This is a genomic window from Curtobacterium citri, assembly GCF_030362955.1.
Lineage (GTDB): Bacteria > Actinomycetota > Actinomycetes > Actinomycetales > Microbacteriaceae > Curtobacterium > Curtobacterium citri.
Genome location: NZ_JAUCML010000009.1, coordinates 1 through 26,547 on the forward strand (window position 1 = coordinate 1; position 26,547 = coordinate 26,547).

The 26,547-nt window shown below is 71.9% G+C and carries 29 protein-coding genes and 1 tRNA gene; 10 read left to right on the forward strand and 20 right to left on the reverse strand.

The genetic code is table 11. The features are described from left to right. Nucleotides 1-98: 98 nt before the first annotated feature. The 10 genes from dapA to QUG92_RS13075 all read right to left on the reverse strand — a co-directional run bounded on the left by dapA (nucleotide 99) and on the right by QUG92_RS13075 (nucleotide 11,726). Nucleotides 99-995: a 4-hydroxy-tetrahydrodipicolinate synthase gene (dapA, locus tag QUG92_RS13030; RefSeq protein ID WP_182045538.1), complete on the reverse strand. Its 897-nt coding sequence runs from the start codon at nucleotides 993-995 to the stop codon at nucleotides 99-101. Nucleotides 996-1,042: 47 nt separating this feature from the next. Continuing rightward, a complete protein-coding gene (locus tag QUG92_RS13035; RefSeq protein ID WP_220456173.1) occupies nucleotides 1,043-1,417 on the reverse strand; it encodes a VOC family protein in 375 nt (124 codons plus the stop codon). Between the two features lie 38 nt (nucleotides 1,418-1,455). Next, nucleotides 1,456-2,904: an SLC13 family permease gene (locus QUG92_RS13040; protein WP_289459356.1), complete on the reverse strand. Its 1,449-nt coding sequence runs from the start codon at nucleotides 2,902-2,904 to the stop codon at nucleotides 1,456-1,458. Then, entirely contained in the window at nucleotides 2,901-4,151 is a 1,251-nt protein-coding gene (locus QUG92_RS13045) for a sialidase family protein (RefSeq protein ID WP_182045540.1), read from the reverse strand. Before QUG92_RS13045 ends, QUG92_RS13040 begins: the two co-directional genes overlap by 4 nt. Before the next feature lie 311 nt (nucleotides 4,152-4,462). Further along, nucleotides 4,463-6,232, reverse strand: a complete 1,770-nt coding sequence (locus QUG92_RS13050) for a carbohydrate-binding protein (RefSeq protein WP_289459357.1) — start codon at nucleotides 6,230-6,232, stop codon at nucleotides 4,463-4,465. 50 nt (nucleotides 6,233-6,282) lie between these two features. Next, entirely contained in the window at nucleotides 6,283-6,504 is a 222-nt protein-coding gene (locus QUG92_RS13055; RefSeq protein WP_353063151.1) for a LacI family DNA-binding transcriptional regulator, read from the reverse strand. An 82-nt stretch (nucleotides 6,505-6,586) separates the two neighbouring features. After that, complete coding sequence (locus QUG92_RS13060) at nucleotides 6,587-8,521, reverse strand: glycoside hydrolase family 127 protein (protein ID WP_289459358.1); 1,935 nt, start codon at nucleotides 8,519-8,521, stop codon at nucleotides 6,587-6,589. Between the two features lie 32 nt (nucleotides 8,522-8,553). Then, nucleotides 8,554-9,315 (reverse strand): carbohydrate ABC transporter permease, encoded by a 762-nt coding sequence (locus QUG92_RS13065; protein WP_069712588.1) that lies wholly within the window; start codon nucleotides 9,313-9,315, stop codon nucleotides 8,554-8,556. Nucleotides 9,316-9,445: 130 nt separating this feature from the next. Then, a complete protein-coding gene (locus QUG92_RS13070) occupies nucleotides 9,446-10,417 on the reverse strand; it encodes a carbohydrate ABC transporter permease (RefSeq protein ID WP_289459359.1) in 972 nt (323 codons plus the stop codon). A 58-nt stretch (nucleotides 10,418-10,475) separates the two neighbouring features. Then, nucleotides 10,476-11,726: a sugar ABC transporter substrate-binding protein gene (locus QUG92_RS13075; RefSeq protein WP_289459360.1), complete on the reverse strand. Its 1,251-nt coding sequence runs from the start codon at nucleotides 11,724-11,726 to the stop codon at nucleotides 10,476-10,478. Nucleotides 11,727-11,910: 184 nt separating this feature from the next. Between QUG92_RS13075 and QUG92_RS13080 the strand changes: the two genes are divergently transcribed. Continuing rightward, complete coding sequence (locus tag QUG92_RS13080) at nucleotides 11,911-12,951, forward strand: LacI family DNA-binding transcriptional regulator (RefSeq protein ID WP_289459361.1); 1,041 nt, start codon at nucleotides 11,911-11,913, stop codon at nucleotides 12,949-12,951. A gap of 57 nt (nucleotides 12,952-13,008) precedes the next feature. Next, on the forward strand, nucleotides 13,009-13,584 hold the full coding sequence (locus QUG92_RS13085) for a DUF2510 domain-containing protein (RefSeq protein WP_289459362.1): 576 nt from the start codon (nucleotides 13,009-13,011) through the stop codon (nucleotides 13,582-13,584). Between the two features lie 32 nt (nucleotides 13,585-13,616). Here QUG92_RS13085 and QUG92_RS13090 read toward each other — a convergent pair. Further along, a tRNA-Gln gene (locus QUG92_RS13090) sits at nucleotides 13,617-13,688 on the reverse strand. Between the two features lie 81 nt (nucleotides 13,689-13,769). On the opposite strand from QUG92_RS13090, the gene QUG92_RS13095 reads away from it, so the two are divergent. From QUG92_RS13095 to QUG92_RS13105, 3 genes are read left to right on the forward strand one after another with little or no spacing between them, the layout of a single operon-like run. Then, a complete protein-coding gene (locus QUG92_RS13095) occupies nucleotides 13,770-14,264 on the forward strand; it encodes a MarR family winged helix-turn-helix transcriptional regulator (RefSeq protein ID WP_069712512.1) in 495 nt (164 codons plus the stop codon). A 30-nt stretch (nucleotides 14,265-14,294) separates the two neighbouring features. Beyond that, complete coding sequence (locus QUG92_RS13100) at nucleotides 14,295-14,792, forward strand: VOC family protein (protein WP_289459363.1); 498 nt, start codon at nucleotides 14,295-14,297, stop codon at nucleotides 14,790-14,792. Between the two features lie 18 nt (nucleotides 14,793-14,810). Then, entirely contained in the window at nucleotides 14,811-15,374 is a 564-nt protein-coding gene (locus QUG92_RS13105) for a hypothetical protein (RefSeq protein ID WP_289459364.1), read from the forward strand. A gap of 31 nt (nucleotides 15,375-15,405) precedes the next feature. Here QUG92_RS13105 and QUG92_RS13110 read toward each other — a convergent pair whose 3' ends face one another. The 9 genes from QUG92_RS13110 to QUG92_RS13150 all read right to left on the reverse strand — a co-directional run bounded on the left by QUG92_RS13110 (nucleotide 15,406) and on the right by QUG92_RS13150 (nucleotide 21,998). Continuing rightward, nucleotides 15,406-17,253 (reverse strand): ABC-F family ATP-binding cassette domain-containing protein, encoded by a 1,848-nt coding sequence (locus QUG92_RS13110; RefSeq protein WP_289459365.1) that lies wholly within the window; start codon nucleotides 17,251-17,253, stop codon nucleotides 15,406-15,408. Nucleotides 17,254-17,469: 216 nt separating this feature from the next. After that, nucleotides 17,470-18,018, reverse strand: coding sequence for a hypothetical protein (locus tag QUG92_RS13115; protein WP_289459366.1), 549 nt, complete (start codon nucleotides 18,016-18,018; stop codon nucleotides 17,470-17,472). Next, nucleotides 17,997-18,128 (reverse strand): hypothetical protein, encoded by a 132-nt coding sequence (locus tag QUG92_RS13120; RefSeq protein WP_289459367.1) that lies wholly within the window; start codon nucleotides 18,126-18,128, stop codon nucleotides 17,997-17,999. Before QUG92_RS13120 ends, QUG92_RS13115 begins: the two co-directional genes overlap by 22 nt. Nucleotides 18,129-18,175: 47 nt before the next feature. Then, a complete protein-coding gene (locus QUG92_RS13125; RefSeq protein ID WP_069712507.1) occupies nucleotides 18,176-18,574 on the reverse strand; it encodes a PLD nuclease N-terminal domain-containing protein in 399 nt (132 codons plus the stop codon). A 57-nt stretch (nucleotides 18,575-18,631) separates the two neighbouring features. Beyond that, nucleotides 18,632-19,273, reverse strand: coding sequence for a hypothetical protein (locus tag QUG92_RS13130; protein WP_289459368.1), 642 nt, complete (start codon nucleotides 19,271-19,273; stop codon nucleotides 18,632-18,634). Nucleotides 19,274-19,307: 34 nt separating this feature from the next. Beyond that, nucleotides 19,308-19,736, reverse strand: a complete 429-nt coding sequence (locus tag QUG92_RS13135) for a molybdenum cofactor biosynthesis protein MoaE (protein ID WP_069712505.1) — start codon at nucleotides 19,734-19,736, stop codon at nucleotides 19,308-19,310. After that, the gene (locus QUG92_RS13140; RefSeq protein WP_289459369.1) at nucleotides 19,733-20,245 is read right to left on the reverse strand and encodes a MogA/MoaB family molybdenum cofactor biosynthesis protein; all 513 of its coding nucleotides are present in this window, start codon (nucleotides 20,243-20,245) and stop codon (nucleotides 19,733-19,735) included. The genes QUG92_RS13135 and QUG92_RS13140 overlap by 4 nt, the downstream gene beginning before the upstream one ends. Continuing rightward, nucleotides 20,242-20,757 carry a cyclic pyranopterin monophosphate synthase MoaC gene (moaC, locus tag QUG92_RS13145; protein ID WP_289459370.1) on the reverse strand — a complete coding sequence of 172 codons (516 nt, stop codon included), beginning with the start codon at nucleotides 20,755-20,757 and terminating at the stop codon, nucleotides 20,242-20,244. Before moaC ends, QUG92_RS13140 begins: the two co-directional genes overlap by 4 nt. Continuing rightward, on the reverse strand, nucleotides 20,754-21,998 hold the full coding sequence (locus QUG92_RS13150) for a molybdopterin molybdotransferase MoeA (protein ID WP_289459371.1): 1,245 nt from the start codon (nucleotides 21,996-21,998) through the stop codon (nucleotides 20,754-20,756). Before QUG92_RS13150 ends, moaC begins: the two co-directional genes overlap by 4 nt. A 116-nt stretch (nucleotides 21,999-22,114) precedes the next feature. Here QUG92_RS13150 and QUG92_RS13155 point away from each other — a divergent pair, with 116 nt between their 5' ends. The 5 genes from QUG92_RS13155 (at nucleotide 22,115) to QUG92_RS13175 (ending at nucleotide 26,447) form a co-directional block, all read left to right on the forward strand. Next, the gene (locus tag QUG92_RS13155) at nucleotides 22,115-22,981 is read left to right on the forward strand and encodes an MTAP family purine nucleoside phosphorylase (RefSeq protein ID WP_289459372.1); all 867 of its coding nucleotides are present in this window, start codon (nucleotides 22,115-22,117) and stop codon (nucleotides 22,979-22,981) included. Further along, nucleotides 22,978-24,051 carry an NAD-dependent epimerase/dehydratase family protein gene (locus QUG92_RS13160; protein ID WP_289459373.1) on the forward strand — a complete coding sequence of 358 codons (1,074 nt, stop codon included), beginning with the start codon at nucleotides 22,978-22,980 and terminating at the stop codon, nucleotides 24,049-24,051. Before QUG92_RS13155 ends, QUG92_RS13160 begins: the two co-directional genes overlap by 4 nt. A 349-nt stretch (nucleotides 24,052-24,400) precedes the next feature. After that, nucleotides 24,401-25,141 (forward strand): glycosyltransferase family 2 protein, encoded by a 741-nt coding sequence (locus tag QUG92_RS13165; RefSeq protein ID WP_289459374.1) that lies wholly within the window; start codon nucleotides 24,401-24,403, stop codon nucleotides 25,139-25,141. Next, the gene (locus tag QUG92_RS13170; protein WP_289459375.1) at nucleotides 25,138-25,788 is read left to right on the forward strand and encodes a TIGR04282 family arsenosugar biosynthesis glycosyltransferase; all 651 of its coding nucleotides are present in this window, start codon (nucleotides 25,138-25,140) and stop codon (nucleotides 25,786-25,788) included. The genes QUG92_RS13165 and QUG92_RS13170 overlap by 4 nt, the downstream gene beginning before the upstream one ends. After that, nucleotides 25,785-26,447 (forward strand): class I SAM-dependent methyltransferase, encoded by a 663-nt coding sequence (locus tag QUG92_RS13175; protein ID WP_182045555.1) that lies wholly within the window; start codon nucleotides 25,785-25,787, stop codon nucleotides 26,445-26,447. Before QUG92_RS13170 ends, QUG92_RS13175 begins: the two co-directional genes overlap by 4 nt. The last annotated feature ends 100 nt before the right edge of the window (nucleotides 26,448-26,547 follow it).

The following is a 26,547-nucleotide window of genomic DNA, read 5'->3' on the forward strand; positions in this document are numbered from 1 at the left end:
GGCGCGGCCCGCAACAACCCCCCCCCCCCCCGGGCGGGGGGGGGGGGGCCCCGCGGCCCCCCCGCCTCCAGTCCGTCCCGGGGTCGGTTGTGAACCGCTCAGCCCAGTCCCGCCGCCTGGTCGGCGCGCACCGTGTCCGCGATCTTCTCGAGCGCCGCCTCGCTCAGCAGGTTGAACGGCGCGCGGCACGGCCCCACGGGCTCGCCGGCGGCGTTGGTGGCTGCCTTGACGATCGTGTTCGGGTTGCCGAGCGCGAACAGGTTGCGCAGCGGGCGGATGGACGCCTGCGCCGCGCGGGCCCCCTCGAGGTCGCCCGCCGCCCACTTCCGGGTGATCTCGACCATGGTCCGCGGGTAGACGTTCGCGACGGCGGTGATGCCGCCCGCGCCGCCGGCCTGCAGCGTCGGCAGGACCAGCGAGTCGGTGCCCGCGAGCACCGCGAAGTGCTCGGGATCGGTCAGCTCGATCAGCTGCAGGATCGCGTCGAAGTTGCCCGACGAGTCCTTCACGCCCGCGATGTTGTCGATCTCCGCCAGGCGGGCGACGGTCGCCGGGCTGATGGTGTTCCCGGTCCGCGCGGGGATGTTGTAGACGAGCACGGGGACGTCGACGGCCTCGGCGACGACCGCGAAGTGCCGGTACAGCTCGTCCTGGGACGCCGCGGCGAAGTACGGGGTGATGACGGAGAGCACGTCGGCGCCCGCCGCCTGCATGCGTCGGGCGATGCGGACCGTCTCCTTCGTCCCGACGGCACCGGCGCCGCCGTACACCGGGACCCGGCCCGCGGTGGCGTCGACGACCGCCTCGAGCACGGCGAGCCGTTCGTCCTCGGTCTGCTGGAAGAACTCGCCGTTGGTGCCGAGGCAGAAGACGCCGTCGGCGCCCGCCCGGACGGCGCGGTCGGTGTGGAGCCGCATCTGGTCGAGGTCGAGCGACTCGTCGTCGTGGAACGGGGTGACGAGCGCGTGGATGCTGCCGCTGATCGTGGTGGTCACTGCAGGTGCTCCTTGTCGGCTGGGGGGCCAGGCGGTCTGGTGGTGGGTCAGGGACGGGGTTGCTGCATCACGTGGACCGCGAAGCCGCCGAACTCCCCCGCCAGGTAGATGTTCTGCAGCCGTCCGTCCTCGAAGTGTGCGGCGGTCTCCTGGTCGAAGCCGAAGCCCTTCGCGGTGAGTTCCTCGACCGCTGCCTCCAGGTCGTCGGTCGACATCCCGATGTGGCCGTGCGTCCCGAGGTACTGCGACCGGACGCACTCGAAGAACGTGCCGGCGAACTCGGACTTCTTCCCCTGGCGGGGGTCGAGGTTGAACATGAGGCAGAAGAGGTCGCACAGTTCCTGCGCTGCTGCTGCGTCGGGGTTGTTGATGCCCACGTGGGCGAGCTGGAAGGTGTTCTGCACGTCGGGTGGCTCCGTCACATCGGGTTCGTCACGTCGGGTTCGTCACGTCGGGTTCGTCACATCGGGAAGAGCAGGAGGGCGCCGGCGGTCAGGGCCAGCAGGCGGATGAAGTACATCGGGATGGTGAACTTCCAGAACTGCAGGAGCGAGTACCTGCCGACGCCCATGACCATGGCGGGGAGTCCGTCGATCGGCAGGAAGTGACCGTTCCACCCGGAGATGACGATGGCGACGGCCGCGGCCGCGGGGTTCAGCCCCAGGCTGACGCAGGTCGCGATGGCCAGCGGCGCGAACAAGTACACCGTGCCGATCGTCGATCCCGTGAGGGTCGCGAGCACGCTCGTCAGGACGCAGAACCCGAACACCAGCAGGAACGGACTGACGTTGCCGCCGAGCAGTCCGGCGACGGACTCGCCGACGAGCTTCGTGAGGCCGGTCGCGCCGAGCGCCTCGGCGATGCCGATCACGCCGGCGGACATGATGATGATCGGCTGGCTGATGGCGTCGCGGATCTCGGTGAAGTCGAGGACCTTCATGATCAGCAGCAGCGCCACCGAGAGGCCCGTGATCGCGTAGCCCGCATCGCCGATGTAGCTGTACGAGATCATGCCGGCGATCGCGAGGACGAAGCAGGCGTAGGTCGCCAGCTGCTTCCGACGGTCCAGCGTCGGCGCGGTCACCGTGGCGGTCGCGCTCGACGAGGCGATCGCGGTGGCGTTCGCCTCGGCGGCGTGCGGACCGGGGGTCGCCGGGTCGGTCGCGCCCGGGCCGGTCGTGCCCGGGCCGGTCGTGCCCGGGCCGGTTCCGGCAGCGGTGCTGCGCGCTCCGACCGTGGCCGGCTCCTGCGCCTCGGCCGCCCGCTGCGGGTCGGACTCCTCGTCGGTGATCGGGTGGTCGGGCAGCAGGCGGTAGGCGATGAGGCACCAGACGAGGAACCCGAGGCTGAGCACGAGGTTCACGATCGAGAACCGGACGAGGTCGATGTTCTCCCGCACGCCGGTCGCCTCCAGCACCGCGACGACGATGCCGTACTGCAGCGCCACGTTGAACGGGAGCATGGGGTGGTTCGCCGCGAAGCCGGCCGGCATGAGGACCTTCGACGGCGGCAGCTTCTTGTTGTAGGCGAGCGTCGAGAGCAGCCCGATCACCAGGACGTAGTAGGCGGTGGAGCCCGTGCCGAAGATGCTGCAGCCCAGCATGACGAACACGATGATGAGGACGTAGGCCCGGAACCCGCCCTTCGTCCCGAGTCTCGTGATCATCCGTTTGAAGCCCGAGACGAGGTCGGTCTTCTGCAACGCGGCGATCACCGCCATGAACGACGCCAGCATGATGATGGTCGCGTTCGCGAAGCCGCTGAACGCGACGTTGATCGGCACGACGTTGAACACGACCATCAGGAGACAGGCGATCAACGGCGGGACACCGAACGGCAGGCGGTCGATCATGATCAGCACGATCATGAAGACGGTGATCGCGAGTGCGAAGACCATGGGGAGGGTCATGCTCGCTGCTCCTTCGCAGAGAGGTCCGGACCGGCGGAGGTGGACGACGTCGACACGATCCCCGCGAGGACGTCGGCGCCGAGGTGCACGTGCTTGATCGCCTTGCGGTGCCACGTGTAGGCGATGTGCAGTCCCCCGGCCGGGTCGGGGAGCACCGAGGGGTAGGACAGCTCGCGGTTGAGGCCGTCGCGGCTGTTGTTCGAGAGGCAGTACCCGTCGCCGTTCTCGATGTCGTAGGCGGTCGGCCAGGACCGCCCGTCCGGGGTCGACACCACGAGCGTCATCGGAGCACGTGGCGCACCCCAGAACGCACTGGGCCCGTCGGCGTCGAGCGCGGGTTCGGCGACCCGGGGACCACCGTCGGCCTGGTCGGCCGCGATCCCGTCGTCGTCGATCTCGTCGTACAGCGAGACCCTGCGGCTCGTCGCGTCGGCCTTGCTCGCGTGGTTCATCACCATCGCGATCCGGCCGTCGGCATCGAGGGTGCGCGCCTGGATCGACGAGTTGTTGTTCGGCAGGTCGGTCGGACGACAGGGCGCCCAGGTCATGCCGCCGTCCGTCGACCACGACTCGTACACGTGGTCGGCCCAGCGAGAGCGGAAGCACGCCCAGAGGACGCCGTCCGCACGCGGCACGATGTCCATGTGCACGCAGCCGCTCGACTCGGGCACGGCGACCTCGGACCAGGTCTCGCCGCCGTCGTCGGAGTACCAGACCGATGCGGTGTCGTCGTTGCCGACCCACTTCTCGCCGGGTACCGTCCGGCAGTTGAACACCGGCAGCAGGATCCGACCGCCCTCGAGCACGACGGGCGTCTGCCGCACGAAGACACCGACCGGTGCGTCGGCACCGAGCAAGGGGGACGGCTCACCCCAGGTCACGCCGCCGTCGCGGGAGACCCGGCGCCGCACCTCGGAGGTGTCCTGGTTCCCGGCGACCTGCGCGGTGTACAGCAGCCAGACGGCACCGTCCGGCGCCGTGAAGAGGATCGGGTTCTGCTCGGAACGCGCAGGGTCGGAGCTCAGCTGGACGGGTTCGAGCCAGCGGTCCGTCCCCGCGGGCAGCCGCGAGAGGTGGACGGAGATGTCGGAGACGCCCTCCTGGGTGCCACCGAACCACACGCACGCGAGGTCTCCCCCGGGCAGGAAGGCGAGGTTCGCCGCGTGGCACTGCACCGTCGGTGTCGGCAGGAGCGCCTCGGCTCCTCCGTCGGTCCGGGCTCGCAAGCGGCCATCGGGGTCGTGCATGCGGGGTCCTCCGGTCGACTCTGACGGTGGGCACCAGCGGTCTGGTGCAGTTCTACGGTGAACGGTCCTCGCCGGGAGCGGTGCGCATCAGACCTGGTGCATCCTCCGCCGATCGAGCGAGGAGGCCATCCTGACATTCCTGCTCGAATCGCGCAACCGGTTTGCGCGAGTCGTGCACGCCGCTGTCACCGACGGACGGAACGCGCCGTCCGTGCACGAGACGCGCGCTGCAGGTCGACCTGGCCCGTCCGGTCCGGGCGCACCAGGACGAGCCCGTTCCGCGCACGGAACGGGCTCGTCCTGGTCTGGGTCTACTGCAGGCGGATGCTGTCGAGCTCCGCGTACCCGGTGCCACCGCCGTAGTTCGGCGATCCCTTGGCCAGGCGGATCACGTTGTAGCCGGCCTTGAGCTGCACCGTGACGTCGACGCTGCCGGTGGGGTTCCCCCAGCCGGACGTGGTCGGCGGGTAGCTCACGGTGGAGAACCCGCCACCGTTGTAGGCGAGCCCCTGCGTCGCGGTCGCACCCGTGGCGTTCGCGTACTTGACGGTCATCGTGTAGGCCTTGGCCGTCGGCACGTCGACGAGGAAGTCCACGAAGCTGTCTGTCCGGACGTCACCGGTCCCGTCGATGCGTCCGACGTATCCGCCGTTCGACGCGGTGGACGACGACAGCCGGCTCGCGTTGACGACGGTCGCGTTCTCGGCCTCGTACGTCTGCTGGTACGAGGGGGTCCCGGACGTCGGCGTGATCAGGAGCTGGTACGCCGCGACCGCGTCCATGTTCGCGACCGGGACGGTGATCGAGCCGTTTACCACGGAGTACGTCGTCGTGGAGACGAGGTTCGGGGCGGCCTGGTTCGTCGTGCGCCCCGTGGTGTTCGTCGACGAGAGCCGCACGCTCACCTGGCTGCCGAGCCCCGCGAGCCCGTTCACCTGCACGGTGTTCGAGCCGCTGTCGCCGCCGAAGACGACGTTCACCTGCTTCCGGCTCGCGTCGTAGGACGCGGCGCCGTCCAGGTACGACTGCGGGACGGTTCGGACGACGTTCCCGGACTGGTCGCCGTACCACTTGTAGGCCCAGTAGGACGCCGTGGGCAGGTTGTTGTACAGGAGCCCGTCCATCGTGCCGGCCTCGTACCAGTAGGCCCGCTCGGCGTCGTGGATGCCGGCCCGCTCGAACGCGGCCATGTAGTGCACGCCGATGCTCGGTTGGTCGACCTGGCCGGGCGACGCGTACTCGTTGATCGAGATCGGGATGTGCGGCAGCCCGAGGGAGTCCTCGATGGACCGGAAGTCCGCCACGTGTGCCTGGACGTCCTGGTAGCTGAAGTCGCCGAGCTCGTGCCACACCGCGATGGCGGGCAGCGTGTTCGTGTTCTTCGCGTTCGTCATGAACGACTGCATGAAGGAGTGGTCGTACGCACTGGCACCCGGACCGATGATCGGGGTCAGCGCGTCGATCGCGCGGATGTCCCGGTAGGTGCGGGTCCACATGTCGAGGTAGCTGCCGGCGTTCGGGTCGTTCTTCGTGCTGGTCGTCCAGTTGGCGTCCGGCTCGTTCCAGATCTCGTACCCGGCGATGTTCGTGGTGCTCGTGGCGTTCACCCGGGCCGAGATCATCGTCTTGATCTTCGACTCCCAGTCGGGCCAGCTGACCCAGTTGTAGGGGAACGTGCTGAAGACGTCGGGGAGCCGGAGGTACTGCTGACCGCCGGCGGCCGTGATCTTGTCCGCGACCTGCAGGCCGTCGCAGCAGGGGTGCGTCGCACCGTTGCCGAGCTGCTGGGTGCCGGGCGGCGGCTGGGTGAAGGTGTTGACGTGCAGCGGGTACAGCTGGCTCAGCGGCGGGGTGCTGCCCGTGTCGACGCCGTACAGGCCGCCGGCGGCGACGTGGGTGACCGGGCGGACGGTGGTCCCGACGTCGACCGTCAGCGTGTTGCCGGCGGCGAAGGCCGGCGTCGCCGACCCGAAGCCGAACACGGCCGTCCCGGCGACGGCGAGTGCGGAGAGGACCGCTGCGGCACGGCGTGGACGGCCACGGCGGCGCTCGGACCGGATCGGTGTTCGAAGATGCGTCATTGCTTCCTCCTCGTGGTGCACCGGGTGGTGGTCCCGGTGCGGTGGTGTGGTCACTCCGCGCTGTCGGCGGGGTGCTTGTGGAGCCGGCCGAGGCGCTCCGCCTCGGCGTTCCGCTCGTAGCCCAGGTAGGCGATGACCGCGAGGACGCGGTGGCGGTTCACCGGTCGCACCGTCTCCGGGCAGTTCACGACGCGGGACACCGTCTGGTGCGACACCCCGGCGACGAGCGCCACGTCGTAGATCGTCGGCCGCTCGGTGTGGTCGAGCGTCATCGCTCCTCCTCTCGGCCCGCTCGGCGGGTGGCCGGGTCCGCGGCGGACGGGAGGCACGGCTCGCCTCCCGTCCGGAGCGCACCTACCCGACGGGCAGGAAGACCCGCATGGTCGAGGGACCGCGGTTGCCCCAGGACGCGTAGGGCACCAGGCGGACGGTCCGGCCGTCGCCGGCCGCACCGTCCGCGGCGCGGTCGGTCTCGTGGTCGGTCGTGCCGTCGGCGCTCCGGTACGGCAGCGCGTCCGGCTCCGGCGTCGGGTGCACCCGGACCGCGATGCGCACGTCGTCGACACCGCCGTCCACGGGCTCGACACCGGTCGGCACCGTGACGTCACGCACGTCGGCGCCCAGGTCGGTGGACTCGAGCGCGTAGACCAGGGGGCCGCGCTCGACCGCGACGGTGCCGCGCACCGCGTCGATCCGGGCGTCCGGCACGGTGATCCGCGCACGGACGGGCACGTCGAGGACGACGCGGTCACCCGCGGCGAAGACCCGGGTCACGGTGACGGTGTCGCCCACCACGGGTACCGCCTGGCCAGCCACGTCGAGGGTGGCTCCCGAAGACCAGGACGGTACCCGCAGTCGGAGGGCGACCGGGCCGTCCGAGTCAGCGGTCGCGACGACCTCGACCCGGCCGGCGTGCGGCCAGTCGGAGCGCACCGAGAACGCCGCCCGGGTGCCGTCGCCGACGACGGTGTCGACCTCGTAGTCGCCGTACTGGTGCAGCTGCAGGCCGTCGTCGCTCACGGTCGCGAACACGGACTGCACGCTGGCGATCGTGCGCGACAGGTTCGTCGGGCAGCACGACACCTCGAACCACGGGGCACGCAGGCTCGACAGGGCGCGCCGGAGCACCTCGTCCTCCGGCGGCACGGTGCCCTCGACGCGCTGGTGCATGGTGTTCGCGTAGAAGAAGGCCCGGCCGTCCTCGCGCGGGGCGACCATCACCGCGTTGTACAGCGTGCGCTCGATCAGGTCGGCGTACTTCGACTCCCCCGTCTCGAGCAGCAGCCGCCACGAGAGCATGTTCGACGCGATCGCCGCGCACGTCTCGCCGTACTCGCGGTCCGGCGGCAGCTCGTAGTCGGCACCGAACGCCTCGTCCTGGTGGTGGGCGCCCATCGCGCCGGTCAGGTAGGTGCGCTTGGCGACCGTGTTCGCCCACTGCGTCTCGACCGCGCGCAGCAGCTCGGCGTCACCGGTCTCGACCGCGACGTCCACCGCACCCGCCGCCAGGTAGAGCGCCCGGACGGCGTGTCCGCGCAGGACCTCGGCGTCCCGGACGGGGACGTCGTCCTGGAAGTACTCCTGTCCGTACTCGATCGGCGCGAGCAGCCCATGCCCGCGACGCTCCACGAACGTCCGCGCCAGGTCGACGTACCGGTGGTCGCCGGTCGCCCGACCGAGTTCCACGAGGGCCGGCTCGATCTCGGGGTGCCCGCACACCGCCTCCCGTCCGCCCGTCCCGAACACGTCGACCAGGTGGTCGGCGACGCGGACCGCCACGTCGACGAGCCGTCCGCCACCGGCGGTGCGCAGCCGCGCGACCGCTGCCTGCAGCAGGTGCCCCATCGAGTAGAGCTCGTGGCCCCACTCCAGGTCGGACCACCGGGGCCGCTGCCAGGGGCGACCGAAGCTCGTGTGGAGGTACCCGTCGGCGTCCTGCGCCCCGGCGACCCGGTCGACCAGCCGGTCGTAGCGCTCGGCCAGGTCGTCGTCGTGCTGCACGCCGAGCTGCCAGGCCATGGCCTCGAGCAGCTTGTAGACCTCGGAGTCGACGAACTCGATGCCGGCGTGGTCGAACGGCGCTCCGGTCGCCGCGGCGTCGAAGTTCCCGGTCCAGCCGATGCGCTCCATCCAGGTCTCGCAGTGCCGGATCACGGTGTCCGCGTTCCGCTGCTGCCAGTCGGCCCAGTAGCCGCCGGTCAGGCGCAGGTCGCCGAGCGGCAGGGGGCGGAGCGCACCGGTCGAGGGCACGACGGGACCGGCCGGGACGGTGGTGTGGGTGATGGTCACGATGTCCTCCTGGGACGTGGGGTGCGGGTGCGTCAGTCCTTCACGGCGCCGGCGGTGACACCGGCGGCGACGTAGCGCTGGGCGAGGACGAGGAGCACCGCGGCGGGGATCGACGCGACCACGGCGGTGGCCATGATCGAGTTCCACTCCTGGTTGTTGTTGCCGATGTAGGCGTAGATGCCGAGGGTGATCGGCTTCGCGTCCCCGCCGCCGTCGAGGGTGTTGGCGAACAGGAAGTCCGACCAGGCCCACAGGAAGCTGAAGAGCGAGACCGTCACGATCGAGTTGCGGCTGACCGGCATGACGACGGACGTGAAGGTGCGCCAGGTGCTCGCGCCGTCGATGCGGGCCGCGTTGAGGAGTTCGTCCGGGATCCCCCGCATGAACGCCGTGAAGATGAGCACGCCGAAGGGCACCGCGATCGTCGAGTCGGCGAGGATGAGGCCCCACACGGTGTCGAGGATCCCGAGCTGCACGTAGATCGTGTAGAAGCCCATCGCCATGATGATCGCGGGGATCATCTGCGCGATGAGGAGCACGAAGCTCATGGCGCCGCCGCCCCGGGGGCCCAGCTTCGCGAGCGAGTAGGCGGCCGGGGCCGACAGGGCGAGCGTCAGCACGACCGTGCCCAGGCCGACGAGCAGGCTCGTGCCGAGGAACGGCAGCTGCTGGCCGAGCACGGTGCTGTACCCGTGCAGGGTGCCGTCGATCGGGATCAGGTTCGGCGGGCTCTTGCGCATGTCCTGGTCGCGGGTGAGCGAGACGTTCACCATCCAGTAGACGGGGAACAGCATCACGGCGGTGAGGACGACACCGAGCGCGGTCCGCCACCAGCGCTTCGCCGCGGGCGGTGTGCCCGTGGCCCGCAGTCGGCCGCGGGTGCTCCGGGTCGTCACGGCTCGGGTGACGGTCGTGGTGGCCACCTCACACCTCCAGTCGGCGCTGCACGCGCGCGTAGATCAGGCCGACGACCAGGGCGATGACGATGAGCACGTTGCCCACGGTCGCGGCGGAGCTGAAGTCGGGCAGGAGCGATCCGAAGCCCAGTTGGTAGGACCAGATGGCGAGGGTGGTGGACGAGCCGGACGGGCCGCCCTTCGTCATGATCCAGATGATGTCGAAGACCTTGAGCGTGTAGACGAAGCCGAGCAGCAGGGTGATCGCCGTGACCGGACGGAGCAGCGGGAAGGTGATCCGCCAGAAGCGCTGCCAGCCGTTCGCCCCGTCCAGGGACGCCGCCTCGTAGAGCTCCCCCGGGATGCCCTGCAGGCCGGAGTACATGATCACGAGGTTGAACGGGATGCCGATCCAGATGTTCGCGACGAGGACGGCGAAGAGCGACCACTCCGGGCTCGTCAGCCAGTTGATCTGTCCGATGCCGACCGCTTCGAGGAACGCGTTCACGATGCCCGAGTCGCTGTTCATCATCCACGACCACGTGCTCGCGGACACGAGCAGCGGCAGGAGCCACGGCACGAGGAACAGTGCGCGGAGCAGGCCCGACAGCGGGAAGTGCTCGTGGAAGAACACCGCGAGGGCGAGCCCGAGGGCGAACTGCACGGCGATCGACACGAGCACGAAGACGGCCGTGTGCCAGATCGCCGGGGCGAAGGTCGCGCTCGAGAACACGTCGACGAAGTTCTGCAGGCCGACGAAGGGGGCGTTGCCGGAGACGAAGGACGCCACCGTGTAGTGCTTGAGGCTCAGCTCGATGTTCTTCCAGAGCGGGTACGCGTAGAAGAGCACGAGGTACAGGGCCACCGGGGCGAGGAACGCCCAGGCCGTGAGCTGCGCTCTCCGCTGCGCGTGTGCGCGGCGGCTCCGGGCCGAGGAGCTGGTGTCCTCGGCCCGGGGACGCGCAGCCGACGGTCGCAGTGACGTCGTGTCGGTCGTCATGGTCGTGTCGGCTTCCGTTCGGTGGTGCGGGTGGTGGTGGTGCTGGTGCCGCCGTCGGCTACTTCTGCAGCTTCTCGTCGACGGCCTGCTGGGCGGACTGCAGGGCGTCGGACGGCGACGCCGAGCCGGACTCGGCCTTCTGCACGGCCGTCCAGAGCTGCTCGGAGATGACCGGGTACTTCACGCCGAGGTCGTCCCCGGTGCGCGCGCGGGCGGCACCGACGGCCTCGACCCAGGTCTTCAGGTCGGCGTTGCCGGACAGCTGCTGCTGCTGGAGGTCCTTCGACGCGGCGACGTAGTTCAGCGTGTTGTCCGTCTTCACGACGTTGTCACCCGAGGACAGGCACTCGACGATCTTCTTCGTGGTCGCGTAGCGGGCGTCGTCCTGCTGCACCGGGATCGTGAAGAACTCGCCGCCGGTCGGCACCGGGGCGGCTCCGCCGTCCTTCGCCGGGATCGTGATGACGCCGGCGCCCATCTGCTTCGCCGCGTCCTTCTGCCAGGTGCCGTTCTCACCGAAGGCGAAGTCGCCCGACTGGAACTCCTGCCAGCTGGTCGTCTGGGTGTTCTGGATCACCGAGTTCGGGGCGTACCCCTCGTCGATCCACCCCTTCCAGAGCTTCAGCGCCTCCTCGGCCTTCGCGGAGTCGAGCTTGGTCAGGTCGGCGTCGGCGCCCCAGAACCACGGGAGGAACTGGAACGAGCCCTCCTCGGTGTTGATACCTGAGAAGGTGATGCCCTTCTTGCCCGCCGCCTTCACCTTCGCGAGTGCCGCGGTCAGCGAGTCCCAGTCCTTGACGGACGAGGGGTCGACGCCCGCCGCCTGCAGCACCTTGGGGTTGTAGTACAGCGCCAGGGTGTTCGCGCCGATCGGGACACCGTACGTCTTGCCGTCGACGACCCCGGCGCCGAGGATGTTCTGCGCGATGTCGCCGGTCTCGAGCCCGCTCGTCGCGGTGTCGGTCAGGATGCCGGCCTGGGCGAGGGTCGAGACGACCGGGTTGTCGACGAGCAGCACGTCGGGCGACTTGCCCTGCTGGCCGGCGAGCAGCGCCTTGTTCGTCAGGTCGGACGTGTCGTAGCCGGTGCGCTTGACGGTGACGCCGGCGTCCTTGCCACACTGGGCGATGAGCTTGCCCCAGTCCGACGAGGCGTCGTACTGGGGGTACGGGTCCCAGAAGGTGTACGTGCCCTTCGCGGCGTCGGACGAACCGGAGCCGGAGGACTGGGCAGAACATCCGGTGAGACCGGCGACGACGCTGGCTGCTGCCACCAGCGCGCCGATGCGGACAACAGTCTTGGTGCGCATGATCACGGGTTCCTCTCTGAATGCGACGTGATCGCCGTTCGGGTCCGGCAACGTCCGTCCCGGCGAGCGCACCTCCCCAGGAGGAACTCTTCGTCGAGCAGGACCGAAACCGGTTTCGGGAGCAATGTACGAGGACCCTTGCCGCAGTGTCAAGAACTTTCGTAAACTGGTTTCGGAGGGGCACATGGACGACGACGATCACCGCACCGGGGCCACGGCCGAGACCACGACGCTGGCCGACGTCGCGCGCGCAGCCGGCGTCTCCGTCGCGACCGCGTCCAAGGCGCTCAACGGTCGGGCGCACGTGAGCGCCCGTTCTCGAGAGGCCGTCCTCGCCGCCGCCGCTGCACTCTCGTTCACGCCGAACCCGTTCGCCCGTGCCCTGAACCGCGCGTCCACGAACACCATCGGCATGCTCACGAGCGACCTCGACAACCGGTTCGTGCTGCCGATCCTGCTCGGCGCCGAGGACGCGTTCGGCGCCGGGTCGCTGAGCGTCCTGCTCGCCGACGCCCGCGACAGCGCGCTCCGGGAACAGCTGCAGCTGCAGTCCCTGCTGACCCGGCGGGTCGACGGCGTGCTGGTCGTGGGCCGCACGACGAACCCCCGGCCGCCGATGCAGGCGAAGCCGGACGTCCCGGTCGTCTACGTCTACGCCCCCTCGACCGACGAACAGGACCTGTCCTTCGAGCCGGACAACGAACTGGCGGGGCGGATCGCCGTCGAGCACCTGGTCGCCGCCGGTCGCCGACGCATCGCGATCGTCAACGGCGAGGACACCTACGCGGCAGCCCGGGACCGCCTGCGCGGGGCCGCCGCCGCGATGGAGGACCACGGTCTCGAGCTCGTCGGCAACCCAGGCCTGGTGTTCGGTGCCTGGGACGAGTCCTGGGGACGGCAGGCGGCCGGCCGGCTCCTCGCGGCACACCCCGACGTCGACGCGGTCGTCGCGGGGAGCGACCACATCGCCCGCGGGGTCATGGACGCGGTCCGTGAGTCCGGGCGGAGGATCCCGGACGACGTCGCCGTCGTCGGGTTCGACAACTGGGACATCCTGGTCGAGGGCGCTCGGCCGCACCTGACCAGCGTGGACATGAACCTGCAGGAGCTCGGACGGCTGGCTGCGGAGGCACTCGTCGAGAGCATCGAGGGGCGGGTGCGGCGCGGACGGATCCGCAACCCCGTCCGGTTGGTGGCGAGGGGCTCGAGCGGCGCGGATTCCTGACCACTAGGTTCGGACGGTGTGGGGCACGCTGCTCCCGCCGATGCACGAGGGGATCCGATGTCGACCACGACGCCGCCCGGCTGGTACCCGGACCCGTCCGGACAGCCCGGGAACCGCTGGTGGGACGGCGCCGCCTGGACGCAGCACGTCAATCCGCCCGCCGGACCGGTGCAGCGTCCCCGGATCCCGGACGGAGTGGCGACGGACACCCTCCCGATCTGGTTGCTGGCACTCCAGCCGGTCCTCGTCGTGCTGCTCCAGTTCGCCTACAGGCCGGAGCTCCGGTTCCGGACCATCGGCCCGGATGGCCTGCAGGCGCTCGACCCGGCATCGGTCTACACCGTCGGCTACTTCGTCCTGCAGGTCGGCGGGCTGCTCCTCTACGGGGCGGCCGTGCTGCTCGCGTTCCTCGACCACCGTGCGCTCCGACGGCGTGGTGTCGTCCGGCCCTTCCCCTGGCCCTGGGCGTTCCTGGCCACGATCGTCTACGTGATCGGGCGGTTCGTCGTCGTGCGGAAGGTGGCACCGGGTCGGCCGATGTGGCCGCTGTGGACGTACCTGGTGGTCGGCGCCGTCGGCACGGTCTTCGGCGTGGTGCGCGCTGCGGCGCTGTTCCAGCAGATGCTGCCGTAGCCACGGCGGCTCCCCGCTCCGACAGCCGACCGCTCCGCCTCCAGGATTCGAACCCGGACCTAACGGCACCAAAGGCCGTCGTGCTGCCGTTACACCAAGGCGGAACGCACCCCGATGGGATGCCCCTCCATCCTCCCATGCCGTCGAGGCTGGCCGCGCGGCACCGGTTCGGCCAAGATGGAGGGATGCCGCAGCAGGACGAGGTCGACCGGATCGTCACGGCGTGGGGCCGGGAGCGCGGCGACCTGGACTTCGGTCCGCTCGAGGTCCTGTCGCGCGTCGACCGACTCGCACGGCACCTCGACCGGGCCCGCCGGGCCGCGTTCGACGCGAGCGACGTCGAGCCGTGGGAGTTCGACGTCCTGTCGGCGCTCCGGCGTGCGGGCGAGCCGTACGAGCTCAGCCCGAAGACGCTGCTGCAGCAGACGCTGGTGTCGAGCGGCACCATGACGAACCGGGTGGATCGGCTGGCCTCACGCGGACTCGTCAGCCGCCGGACCGACCCGCGCGACGGCCGGGGCATCCTCGTGTCCCTGACGGCGAGCGGGCGCGCGGCCGTCGACGCGGCGATCGCCGACCTGCTCAGCGCCGAGCGGGCGATCCTGACCGGGGTGTCCGACGACGAGCAGGGCCAGCTCGCCGCGCTGCTCCGTCGCCTCATCCTCGGCCTCGGCGACTGAGGGCAGCCGGCCCGGCGTAGCGTGCGCGGCATGCACGCGATCACCCTCGCCGTGGCCGACGTCGGACGATCGGCAGCCTTCTACCGCGCCCTGCTCGGCATCGAGGGCAGCGGGATCATCGGCACCGAGTACCCCGCGACCGAGAACGCGGCGGGCGGCACCACGGCGATGTTCACCCTCGACGACGGCCTGATCGTCAGCGTGTACGGCCGCGAGGACATGCGGAAGGACTCCGGCGTCGACCTGGCGACCGCGCCGAGCACGACGATCGGGCACTTCGAACCGTCGCGGGAGGCGGCACAGGCGTTCCTCGACCGCGCACGTGACGCCGGCGCGACGATGTCGGCCGCGCCGTACACGCGACCGTGGGGCATGTGGTCCGGCTTCTTCCAGGACCCGGACGGCCACCTGTGGGAGGTCGTGGCGAACCCCGGCGAGGGGGATCCGACCGAGGTGCGGCCCGACCACGACACCGCCGCGGACGCGGAGACCACCGCACGCGAAGAGGGGGCGCGCGGCGGGCACTGACTCCCCTACGGTTGCGGCATGGACAAGGGGCGGGCCGTCGTCGGAGTGAGCGTCATCGGGGCACTGGTCCTCGCCGCGGGGCTCGTGGTCGAGACCGTGCCGACGCAGGGCCTGACGACGAGCACCACCGGCGGCGGCGTGTGCGGCACCTACCCCGAGGGCTCGGCCGTGGCGGCAGCGTGGTTCATGACCGACCTCCAGAACGAGACCGACCACGACGTCCGCGTCCGCACCGTCCGCATCGCCACGATCGAGGGCGTGCGGCTCGAGCACCTCGCACTCGCCCCGCACCCCCGGACGTCGTCGCCCGGCGTGATCATCACCGAGGACCCTGATCAGCCCGCCGAGTACGGTCGCACCGTCCCGGTCGGCAGCGGTGTCGTCGTCCGGCCGCACAGCGACCTGAACGTCAGCGGTCGGATCGTGCTCGACCCGGACCGGACCGCGGGGTTCGTCCGAGGCGTGGTCGTCACCACCCAGGACGGGCTCGGACGACTGCACACGGTCACCGAACCGATCGCCTTCGGGACCGGCATCGGCACCGGGCACGACGCGAGCGAGATCGGTTGTCACGGCGCCTGACCACGCCGCTCGACCACCTGACCGGGCCCGACTACACCCCGAGCAGCTCCGCCACCTCGAGCCACCGCTCCTCGAGCTGCTCGACCTCGGCCTCGAGCCCGGCGAGCTGCGTCTGCAGCGCCCCGAGCCCGGCGTAGTCGGACTGGTCGTGCGCGGCGAAGGCGTCGAGCAGCTTCTTCCGGTCCGCGCCGACCTTCGCGATCTTCCGGTCGAGCGCGGACATCTCCTTCTCTGCCGTCCGGCGGTCCGCACCCGAGAGCGAGGAGGCGGGGACGGTGGTGGACGCGGCCACGGGTCCGGCCGAGCCGGTCCCGCCGACGGTGTCGGGCCTCCCGGCCGTCGCGGCGGCAGCCGCAGCAGCCGTCTGCGGGACGGAACCCGACGCACGCAGCCGCATGTACTCGTCGACCCCGCCGGGCAGGTGCCGCAGGTGCCCGCCGAGCACGGCGTACTGCTGGTCGGTCACGCGCTCGAGCAGGTAGCGGTCGTGCGACACGACGAGCAGGGTGCCCGGCCAGGTGTCGAGCAGGTCCTCCATCGCGGCGAGCATGTCGGTGTCGAGGTCGTTCGTGGGCTCGTCGAGGATGAGCACGTTCGGCTCGTCGAGCAGGATGAGCATGAGCTGCAGCCGGCGCTTCTGCCCGCCGGACAGGTCCTTGACGGGCGTCGACAGCTGCTCCGACGTGAAGCCGAGCCGCTCGAGCAGCTGTGACGGCGTCATCTCCTTGCCGTCCGCGACGTAGCTCGTCTTCTTGCGGGCGACGACCTCGCGGACGCGGTCGTCCGCGAACTGCGCGAGGTCGGCGAGCTGCTGGTCGAGCACGGCGACCTGCACGGTCTTGCCCGTCTTGACGCGGCCGCTCGTCGGCTGGAGCTTGCCGGACACCAGGTTGAGGAGCGTCGACTTGCCCGCGCCGTTCGGGCCGAGGATGCCGGTGCGCTCCCCCGGCGCGATGCGCCACTCGACGTCGCGCAGGATCACGGCGTCGCCGAACGAGACGCCGATGTCGAGCAGGTCGACGACGTCCTTGCCCAGTCGCGCGGTCGCCGTCTGCGACAGCGCGACGGTGTCGCGGATCGGCGGGACGTCGTCGATGAGCGCGTTCGCGGCGTCGATGCGGAACTTCGGCTTGCTCGTGCGGGCCGGAGCGCCGCGGCGGAGCCAGGCGAGCTCCTTGCGGGCCAGGTTCTGGCGGCGCTGCTCGATCGTGGCCGCCTGCCGGTCACGCTCGACACGCTGCAGGATGTACGCCGCGTAGCCGCCCTCGAAGGGCTCGACGACGCCGTCGTGCACCTCCCACGTGTCGGTCGACACCGCGTCGAGGAACCACCGGTCGTGCGTGACGACCACCATGCCGCCCTGGTTCGACGACCACCGACGGTTGATGTGGTCCGCGAGCCACTGGATGCCCTCGACGTCGAGGTGGTTCGTCGGCTCGTCGAGGAACAGCACGTCCCAGTCACCGACGAGCAGCTTCGCGAGCGCGATCCGGCGGCGCTGCCCACCGGACAGGTCGTCGACGACGGCGTCCCAGGGGATGTCCGACACGAGACCGCCGATGACGTCGCGGATCTTCGGGTCGCCGGCCCACTCGTGCTCCTCGAGCTCGCCGACGACGATGCTGCCGACGGTCGCGCCCGCGGGCAGGACGTCGCGCTGGTCGAGGTACCCGACGGTCAGCCCGCGGCGGTGCGTGACGCGGCCGGCGTCCGGTTCGAGGCGCTGGGCCAGCAGCGCGAGCAGGGTCGACTTGCCGTCGCCGTTCCGGCCGACGACGCCGATGCGGTCACCCTCGTCGAGGCCGAGGGTGACGCTGTCGAAGACGACACGGGTGGGGAACTCGAGATGCACGTTCTCGGCGCCGAGGAGATGAGCCACCCGTCAAGGGTAGGCGGCGCGGCGGGGTGCGGGTACCGCGGGGTCGCGGTGGGGTGCGGTGGGCTGGGCGTTCGTGGGCGCGTTCGGGTGGTCCGTGGTGCGCTGCGCTCTCGAACGATCGCCGGCACGTCGCGCCACGGAGTTCCGTGGCGCGAGGTGCTCCGCGTTGTGCGCGACCGCAGGACGGCCGCTCTCGGTCCGGCCGGGAGGCGCGGCTCAGCTCGCGGGCTCCGGCTCGCGCTCGGCGCGGGGCGGGTTGCGCTCGACGAAGGCCCGGTACTGCGCCCGCCAGCGCAGCGCCAGGACGAGGACGACCGCGAAGAAGACCAGCGCAACGGCCTGGATCGCAGTGAACGTCGACCAGGTGGTCGTCAGCAGGTTCCCGCTCCACAGGAGCAGGAAGCCGGGCGCGAACGCGATGATCGGCGTGGAGGTGCGCCGTCGCTGCTCCGCCACAGCGCGCAGGACGTCGGTCCGTTCGGCGGGCCAGACCGAGACACCGCGCGCCATCCGGTCGATCGCCCGTCGTTCCCGCGCCCGGAGGCCCGATGTCGGGTCGTTCCCGAGCGGTGGGAACGCGTTGCGGCGGAGCAACCAGACCACCGCGACGACCCATGCCACGAGGGACGCGAGCAGGCACACTGCCCCCACCGTGCCCCAGGCGCCGTCCCGCGGCTCAGTGTCGAATTCGATGTCGGGTCCGAGCCGCCAGCCGACGAAGGCGCCACCGACGACGGCGACCATCACCAGGACGACCAGGACCACCCGCCACTGCTGCCGACGGCGACCATCACCAGGACGACCAGGACCACCCGCCACTGCTGCCGACGCCGACGCACCGTGGCGAGTGGCCGTCCGGCGATGGTCTCGGCCACGGTCTCCCACGTCGCGTCGGAAATTGGTTCGTCCGGGTCGCGCCGCATCAGCTGCCCGCGGTCGGGTCGCCCTCGCCGGCGGCCTCCTTCGCGCGGCGCAGCCGCGCCTGGGCCTCCCAGTACTCGATCTCCCGCTCGAGCTCGGCGAGCTCCTGCTCGGTGCCGTTCACGCGCTTGTCGCCGTGCGCCGCGCGGGCGTGGCCGATGCTGGCGTACCGGTCCTCGTGGCGGTTCGGCTCGATGTAGCGGCCGTGGTTCCGGTCGTTCGCGCTCCAGTCGTGCCCGACGGCGAACCACACGATGCTGCCGACCAGGGGCAGGAAGATGCAGATGAGGATCCAGGCGAACTTCGGGAGCCCTCGGACCTGGTCGTCGCCCCGCGTGATGATGTCGATCAGGGCGAAGACGAGCAGCACGATCCCCGCGCCGTACAGCAGAACGCTCATGTTCCGGAGTCTATGGATCCGCCGAGTGCGGGACCATGCCCTGAACGGGTGCCGGGATCACGATCCTGCGTCGGTCTCCTGCGGGGCTCCACAGCTGCCGGGGTCGGCCGCGGGTTCGTCGGCGAGCAGACGTCGGGCCAGCGCTGCGTCACGGACGGTGCCGACGAGACTCCCGACCGCGGCCACGGCCGGGAGGAGGTACAGGACCGACAAGGTGCTCACTCCGGACGCTGCCAGCGCGCTCCAGAGGATCGGGTACGCGTACAGGCCGGGCAGTCCGTCGGCCGCCGCCATCTGCACCGCGGCTGCGCGGACCACGGTGCGCCGGTCGTCGGGAGCGGTTCCGCGACCACGGACGACTCGCTTGACGGCGCGCTGCTCCCGCGCTGAGAGCGATCCGATGACCGGCTGTCGATCCGGGGTCCCGCGTCGGCGGACCGCCACGATCACTGATGCGATGACGACGATCAGTGCCACGGATGCCACCACGGTGGCGAGCAGCCACCGGACGGGCGCGTCCGGCGGCAGCACGACCGCGGTGACGAGCAGTGCGAGCTCGACGACGACGCTGACGGACACGAGCAGGCCCCGTCGAGCGGGACGAGGCCCTCGCCCCGCCGCGAACCGTCGCAGCACGAGTCGAGCGCGCTGCTCGGCGAGGTCCCACCGGTGCTCGGCTGCCGCCACAGTGTCGCTCAACGGCCACCGCCGGTCGGCACGACGCCGTACCGCATCACAGCGCAGCCACCCACTCGTCCGTGCCGTCCGTGAACTCCTGGCGCTTCCAGATCGGCGTGCGCTCCTTCACCAGGTCGATCAGGGCTGCACACGCCGCGAACGCCTCCGCCCGGTGCGGCGACGAGACGGCGGCGGCGAGCGCCACGTCCCCGATGCCGAGCGCGCCGACGCGGTGCAGCACGGCGATGCGGACCTCGGGGTGGTCGACGGCGATCGACCGGGCGACCTCGGCGATCACGTCGCCGGCGCTCGGGTGCCGCTCGTAGTCGAGTGCGGTCACGCCCTTGCCGTCGTCGTGGTCGCGGACGACCCCGGCGAAGGTCACGACCGCGCCGTCGCGGTCGGTGGCGACGGCGTCCGAGACCTCGTCGACGGTGATGACCCGGTCCACCACGTCGGCGATGACGACGCGCTCCCCGCTCACGACGCGCTCCGGGGTGCGTGCCCGGCGCCGTGCAGCTGCGCGAGGACGTGGTCGAGCACGCCGTCGAGCACCGCGAGCCCGTCGGCCACCCCGCCGCGGGAACCGGGCAGGGTCAGCACGAGCGTGCGGCCGCCGGCGATGCCCGCGACACCTCGGGTGAGGAGCGCCGTCGGGCCGGCACCGGCGAGGCCCCGCCGACGGATCTCCTCGACGAGACCCGGGAGCTCCAGGTCGATGAGGGGCGCGACGGCCTCGGGCGTCCGGTCCGTCGGGGTGACGCCGGTCCCGCCCGTGGTCACGACGACCCTCGCGTCGGCGAGCAGCTCGGCGGTGACGGTCTCGGCGATCGCGCCGCCGTCCGGCACGATCGTCGGCTCGGCGACCGTGAAGCCCCGCTCGCGGAACCAGGCGGCGATCGTCGGGCCGGTGCGGTCGAGCGAGGCGTCCGTCGCCGCCTGCGTGGACACGACGACCACGCCGGCGCGGCCCCTGGTCTTTTCGGACGTCATCGAGCGCTCCAGTCCCCGGAGCGTCCGCCGTGCTTCTCGAGCACCCGGACGTCCGTGATCACGGCCGCACGGTCGACGGCCTTCACCATGTCGTACACGGTCAGGGCGGCGACGCTCGCGCCGGTCAGCGCCTCCATCTCGACGCCGGTGCGCGAGGTGGTCCGGACGGCGACCTCGATGTGCACGCGGTCGCCCGACCCGGTGATGTCGACCTCGACGCCCGCGATCGGCAGCGGGTGGCACAGCGGCACGAGGTCGGACGTCTTCTTCACCGCCATGATCGCCGCGATCCGGGCGGTGCCGATGACCTCGCCCTTCGGCAGCGAGCCGTCGATGATCCGCTCGACCACGTCGGCACGGGTCACCAGGGTGGCGGTGGCCGTGGCGCTGCGCGCGGTGACGTCCTTCTCCGACACGTCGACCATGTGCGCGGACCCGTCGGACCTGACGTGGGAGAGGTCGGCGCCGGTCGGGTCGGCGCTGGACGGGTGGGTGGTGGGGTCGTCGGTCATCGCAGGCTCCAGACGGTCAGCGGGTCCCCGGGCTCGACGGTGTCGGTGCCGACCGGGACGTGGACGAGGTGGGTCGCGGCGGCGAGGTGCCCGAGCAGGTGGGAGCTCGGCCCGCCGACGAAGTGCACACGGCCGTCGACGACCGTGCCGCGGCGCACCTGGTGCTTGCCGACCGGTGAGGTCGCCGACTCCGCCGCGGGGAGCTCCTGCGCCGCTCGGTCGGGAGCGCCGACGACCGCCGCGAGCACCGGTCGCAGGAAGACCTCGAACGAGACGAGCGCCGAGACAGGGTTGCCGGGGAACGCAACGACGGGCACCCGGCGTCCGGCGAGCGGGAGCCGGCCGAGCGCCTGCGGGCCGCCGGGCTGCATCGCGACCGGGGTGACGGCGAGGCCGAGCGGCTCGAGCGTCTGGCGCACGACCTCGTACGCCCCGGCGCTGATCCCGCCGGTGGTGAGCACGAGGTCGGCCCACTCCCCCACGGCGTCCTCGAGCGCGGGCAGGAAGGCGTCGACGTCGTCGGTGAGCCGGACGGTCCGCGCCGCGGCACCGACCTCGGCCAGGGCCGCCCGCAGTGCGACGCCGTTCGCGTCGCGGATCGTCGCACCCGACCCACCGTGCCCGTCTCCGCGATCACCACCGTCCGCCAGCTCGCTGCCCGTCGAGACGACGAGCACGCGCACGGACCGCACCACGTCGACCACGTCGATGCCGGCGGCGGCGAGCGTCCCGAGCAGCGCCGGCGTCACGGGGGCGCCCGCCGGGGCGAGCTCCGCTCCGCGCCGCACGTCGCTGCCGACCGTCCGGACGAAGGTGCCCGTGGTCGTGCCGTCCGGCACGGTGAGCTCGGCGAGCGCCAGGGCCGCGGGGAACGCGCCCGGGGCGGTCTCCTCGACCGGGACGACCGCGTCGGCACCCTCGGGGATGCGCGCACCGGTCATGATCGGCGCCGCGGTCCCCGGGGCCAGCGGCACGGGGACGGCACCGGCGGGGATCGGGTCCACCACCCGGACGGACCGACCGGACTCGGCGGCGCGGACGGCGAACCCGTCCATCTGGCTGTTGTCGAACACGGGCAACGGCACGGGCGCCGTCACCGCGGCGGCGAGGACACGATGGCCCCGACCGGCGCCGACGCCGTCCGCCAGGGTGTCGATCGCGACCGTCTCCGGACCACGCTGCGCGAGCGCGGGTGCGAGGAGCGCGGCGACCTCGTCGCGATGCTGACCGATCGTGCGCACCCGTGCCTCCGAACCCGTGGGGATGCCCGCTCCCGGTCACTGCCGGAGGGGCGTCAGTAGCGTATCCAGGGCGCACCACGCGCCGAGGACATCCTGAAGGACCTGTGGAGGACCACGTGACCACGACCGAACCGCCCGTGGACGGAACGACCGCTCGCATCGGGGTGATCGGAGGCTCCGGTCTCTACCGCCTCTTCGAGGAGGGCACGGCCGACGAGATCGACGTCGCGACCCCGTTCGGTCCGACCTCCAGCCCGATCACGGTCGGCACGATGTCGGGCAAGCGCGTCGCGTTCCTCACCCGGCACGGCCGCGAGCACTCGGTCGCGCCGCACCTGATCAACCACCGTGCGAACGTCTGGGCGCTCCGCTCGCTCGGCGTCCGTGCGATCGTCTCGTCGAGCGCCGTGGGCGGCCTGCACCCGGACTACGCGCCGGGCACGTTCGTCGTGACGGACCAGCTGATCGACCGCACGTGGGGTCGCGCCGACACCTTCTTCGAGGACCAGGTGCAGCACCTGTCCTTCGCGGACCCGTTCGACCCGGTGCTCCGCCGCGCCGCGATCGACGCCATCGCCGCGCTCGACGTGCCGTTCCGTCCGACCGGCACGTGCGTCGTGATCCAGGGTCCGCGCTTCTCGACCCGCGCCGAGTCGGTGTGGATGCGCGAGGCCGGCGGCCACACGATCAACATGACGATGACGCCCGAGGTCCCGCTCGCCGCGGAGCTCGGCATCGGCACCGTCAACCTGTCGTACGTCACCGACGCCGACGCCGGCCTGGCACCCAGCGCGGACGAGACCACGGCCGCCGAGGCCCCGGTCACCCACGCCGCCGTCATGGAGCGCCTGGCCCGCGCCAACGAGGTCATCGTCCGCGCCATCGGCGACGTCGTCGCCGCACTGCCCGACGACTGGACGCCCCGCGAGCTCGTGCCCTCGGAGGCCAGCGAGAGCGTGCTCCGCGGGGCGGTCGGCGCATGAGCCGCCTGCTCGTCACCGGCGGCGCCGGCTTCATCGGCTCCGCGATCGTCCGCCGCGCCCTCGCCGAGGGGCACGAGGTCCGCATCCTCGACTCGCTGCGCGACGACGTGCACGGCGACCCCGGCGAGGTCCTCCGCGCCCACGAGCAGCAGGGTCTGTCCTTCGTCCACGGCGACGTCCGCGACCGCGTCGCCCTCGAGGCCGCGCTCGACGGCGTCGACGTCGTCTGCCACCAGGCTGCGAAGGTCGGCCTCGGGGTCGACTTCCAGGACGCCCCCGACTACGTCTCGTCGAACGACGCCGGTACCGCCCACGTCCTGGCGGGCATGGACCGGCACGGCATCGGCCGGCTCGTGGTCGCGAGCTCGATGGTGGTCTACGGCGAGGGCGCGTACGAGACCGCCGACGGCGAACCGGTGCGACCGCCGGCCCGTCGCCGCGAGGACCTCGACGCCGGCCGCTTCGACCCGATCGGCCCCGACGGGCGGGCGCTCGTCCCGGGCCTCATCGACGAGTCGGCCGCGCTCGACCCCCGCAACGTGTACGCGCAGACGAAGGTCGCGCAGGAACACCTGGCGTCGTCGTGGGCGCGCGCGACCGGCGGTACCGCGATCGCCCTGCGCTACCACAACGTGTACGGCCCGGGCATGCCGTCGAACACCCCGTACGCCGGGGTCGCCTCGCTGTTCCGCTCGGCGCTGGCCCGCGGCGAGGCACCCCGGGTCTTCGAGGACGGCCGGCAGCGGCGCGACTTCGTGCACGTCGACGACGTCGCCGGAGCGAACGCGGCATCGATCGCCGCGACCGCCGAACTGCCCGCCGAGACCTTCCGCGCCTACAACGTCGGCTCGGGTGTCGTGCACACGATCGGCGACATGGCGTCGGCGATCGCCGGACCGGACGGGCCGCAGCCCGTCGTCACCGGTGAGTACCGGCTCGGCGACGTCCGCCACGTGACGGCGTCGTCGGACCGCATCCGCGCCGAGCTCGGGTGGCAGGCACAGGTGGACTTCGAGCAGGGCATGCGCGCGTTCGCGACCGCCCCGCTCCGCGCCGCCGTCCAGCGCTGACGGCGCCGACGCGGCCGGGGCACTCCCGGCCGCGTCCGCGCGGCCGGCTGCGTGCTGAGACTCGGCACAGCCTGCGCGAGCCGCCACGATCCCGCCAGGACCGGCCACCCGACCGGGTGCGCCGTCGTGCGGAGGCGATCCGGGCCTCCCGGCTGTCCCCCGGAAGCGGGACACGGCATCCACTGGGCGCACGGAGTGACCGGCGGGGGACGGCTAACCTGTACCCCGGGCTGTGTCTTCGTGTTACGTCGAGTACATGGACCGCCCGCCCTCCGACGACCACGACCCCGCCGCCGCCGAGGCGAGCGGGACCGACGCGGGCACCCGTCGATCCGACGGACCGCACCGAATGGACACCATGACCGTCGACGTGATCCTGCCCTGCCTCGACGAGGCGGACGCGCTCCCCCGCGTCATCGGGCGCCTGCCCGAGGGGTACCGCGCCATCGTGGTCGACAACGGCTCGACCGACGGCTCCGCCGACGTGGCGCGCGCGCACGGCGCGACCGTCGTCACCGAACCGGTCAAAGGCTTCGGCTCGGCGTGCGCCGCCGGCGTCGCCGCCGCGACCGCCGAGTACGTCGCGTTCTGCGACGCCGACGCCTCGATGGACCCCGCCGAGCTGCCGGCCCTCGTGGCGCGCGTCGCCGACGGCCGCACCGACCTCGCGCTCGGTCGGCGCGTCCCGACCACGCGTGGTGCCTGGGCGCCGCACGCCCGCTTCGCGAACCGCGTGCTCGCCGTGCTCATGCGCCGCGCCACCGGCTACCGGCTCCGCGACCTCGGCCCGATGCGCGTCATGCGCCGCGCCGACCTCGTCGCGCTCGACCTGCAGGACCGTCGGAGCGGCTACCCGCTCGAGATGGTGCTGGCCGCGCACGCCGCCGGCTGGCGGGTCGACGAGTCCGACATCGGGTACGCCCAGCGCGTCGGTGACAGCAAGGTCACCGGCACGCTCCGCGGCACGGTCAACGCCGTCCGCGACATGTCCCGTCTGCTGCGCCAGTACGGACGGGAGGCACGGCCCCGCGTCGTGGCGCCCGGTCCCGCCCGCGACGTGGCCGGGTCCTCGGAAGGAGCACGTTCATGACGGACGTCACGGTGGTCGTCGTGGCCAAGGAGTGCCTGCCAGGCAAGGTCAAGACCCGGCTCACGCCGGCCCTGACGCCGGAGGGTGCCGCGCGCGTCGCGTCGGCCGCACTCGCCGACACGATCGCGACGGTGCGGGCCCTCCCGGCGTCGCGGCGCGTCCTGCTCTACGACGGCGTCGTCCTGCCCGAGGGCACCGACGACTTCGACGTGCTGCACCAGGTGGGCGGCGGTCTCGACGAGCGCCTCGGTGCGATGTTCGACGCGATGACCGGCCCGACACTGCTGGTCGGCATGGACACCCCGCAGGCGACGCCCGAGCACCTCGCCCGGGTGTTCGACGACCCGGACCGCGACGCCTGGTTCGGCCCGGCCGACGACGGCGGCTTCTGGTCGCTCTACCTGCGCGAGCCCGACGGCGCCCTGCTCCGCGGCGTCCCGATGTCGCAGGACGACACCGGTGCCGTGCAGCTCGCCCGCCTGACCGACGCCGGCCTGTCGGTCGGCACGCTGCCCGGCCTCCTCGACGTCGACACCGTCGCGGACGCCGAGCGGGTGGCCGCCCTCGCGCCGGACTCCCGCTTCGCCGCGGCCTTCCGCGCCGAGGCACCCACCACCCTGACCACGACGACCGGAGGCGCCCGATGACGATGCACGACACCATCACGTTCGGCGCAGGTGGCGGCGAGCCCTACGCCCGCGCCCTGCGCACCGACGGCCGCCTGCGCCTGACCGACCCCGAGCGCCCCGACGTCGAGGTCACGATGGACGTCGGTCGCTGGAGCGCCGCGGCCGACCGGGTCGACCGCTCACTGCTCGACGGCGCGGACGGACCCGTCATCGACATCGGCTGCGGCCCGGGGCGGATGCTCGTCGCGGCGCAGGCCCTCGGCATCCCGGCGCTCGGCGTCGACGTGTCGGACGAGGCCGTCGCCATCGCACGACGCTCCGGCGGCACCGCCGTGCAGGGGTCGGTCTTCGACCCGATCCCGGACGAGGGCCGGTGGGACACCGCACTGGTGATCGACGGCAACATCGGCATCGGCGGCGACCCCGTCGCACTGCTCGCCCGCTGCGCGGAGATCGTCCGCGACGGCGGTCGCGTCGTCGTCGAGACCCACGTCGACCGCTCCGCCGACCGGACGTTCACCGCGCACGTGGCGGACGGCGACGGCAACCGCAGCGAGGGCTTCCCCTGGGCCGAGGTGGGCGTCGACGCGCTGCTCGAGCACGCGGCGACGGCGGGACTGCGGGCCCGCCAGAGCTGGACGGCCGAGGGTCGGACCTTCTGCGAGCTCGTCGCGTGATGCGGCCCTGTTGTCTTGCATCGTTCAAGACAACGGGGTAGCGTGGTCGTCATCAGCCGACGGCGTCCTGGTCGTCGGTCGGACGGTCGGTGACCCGCGG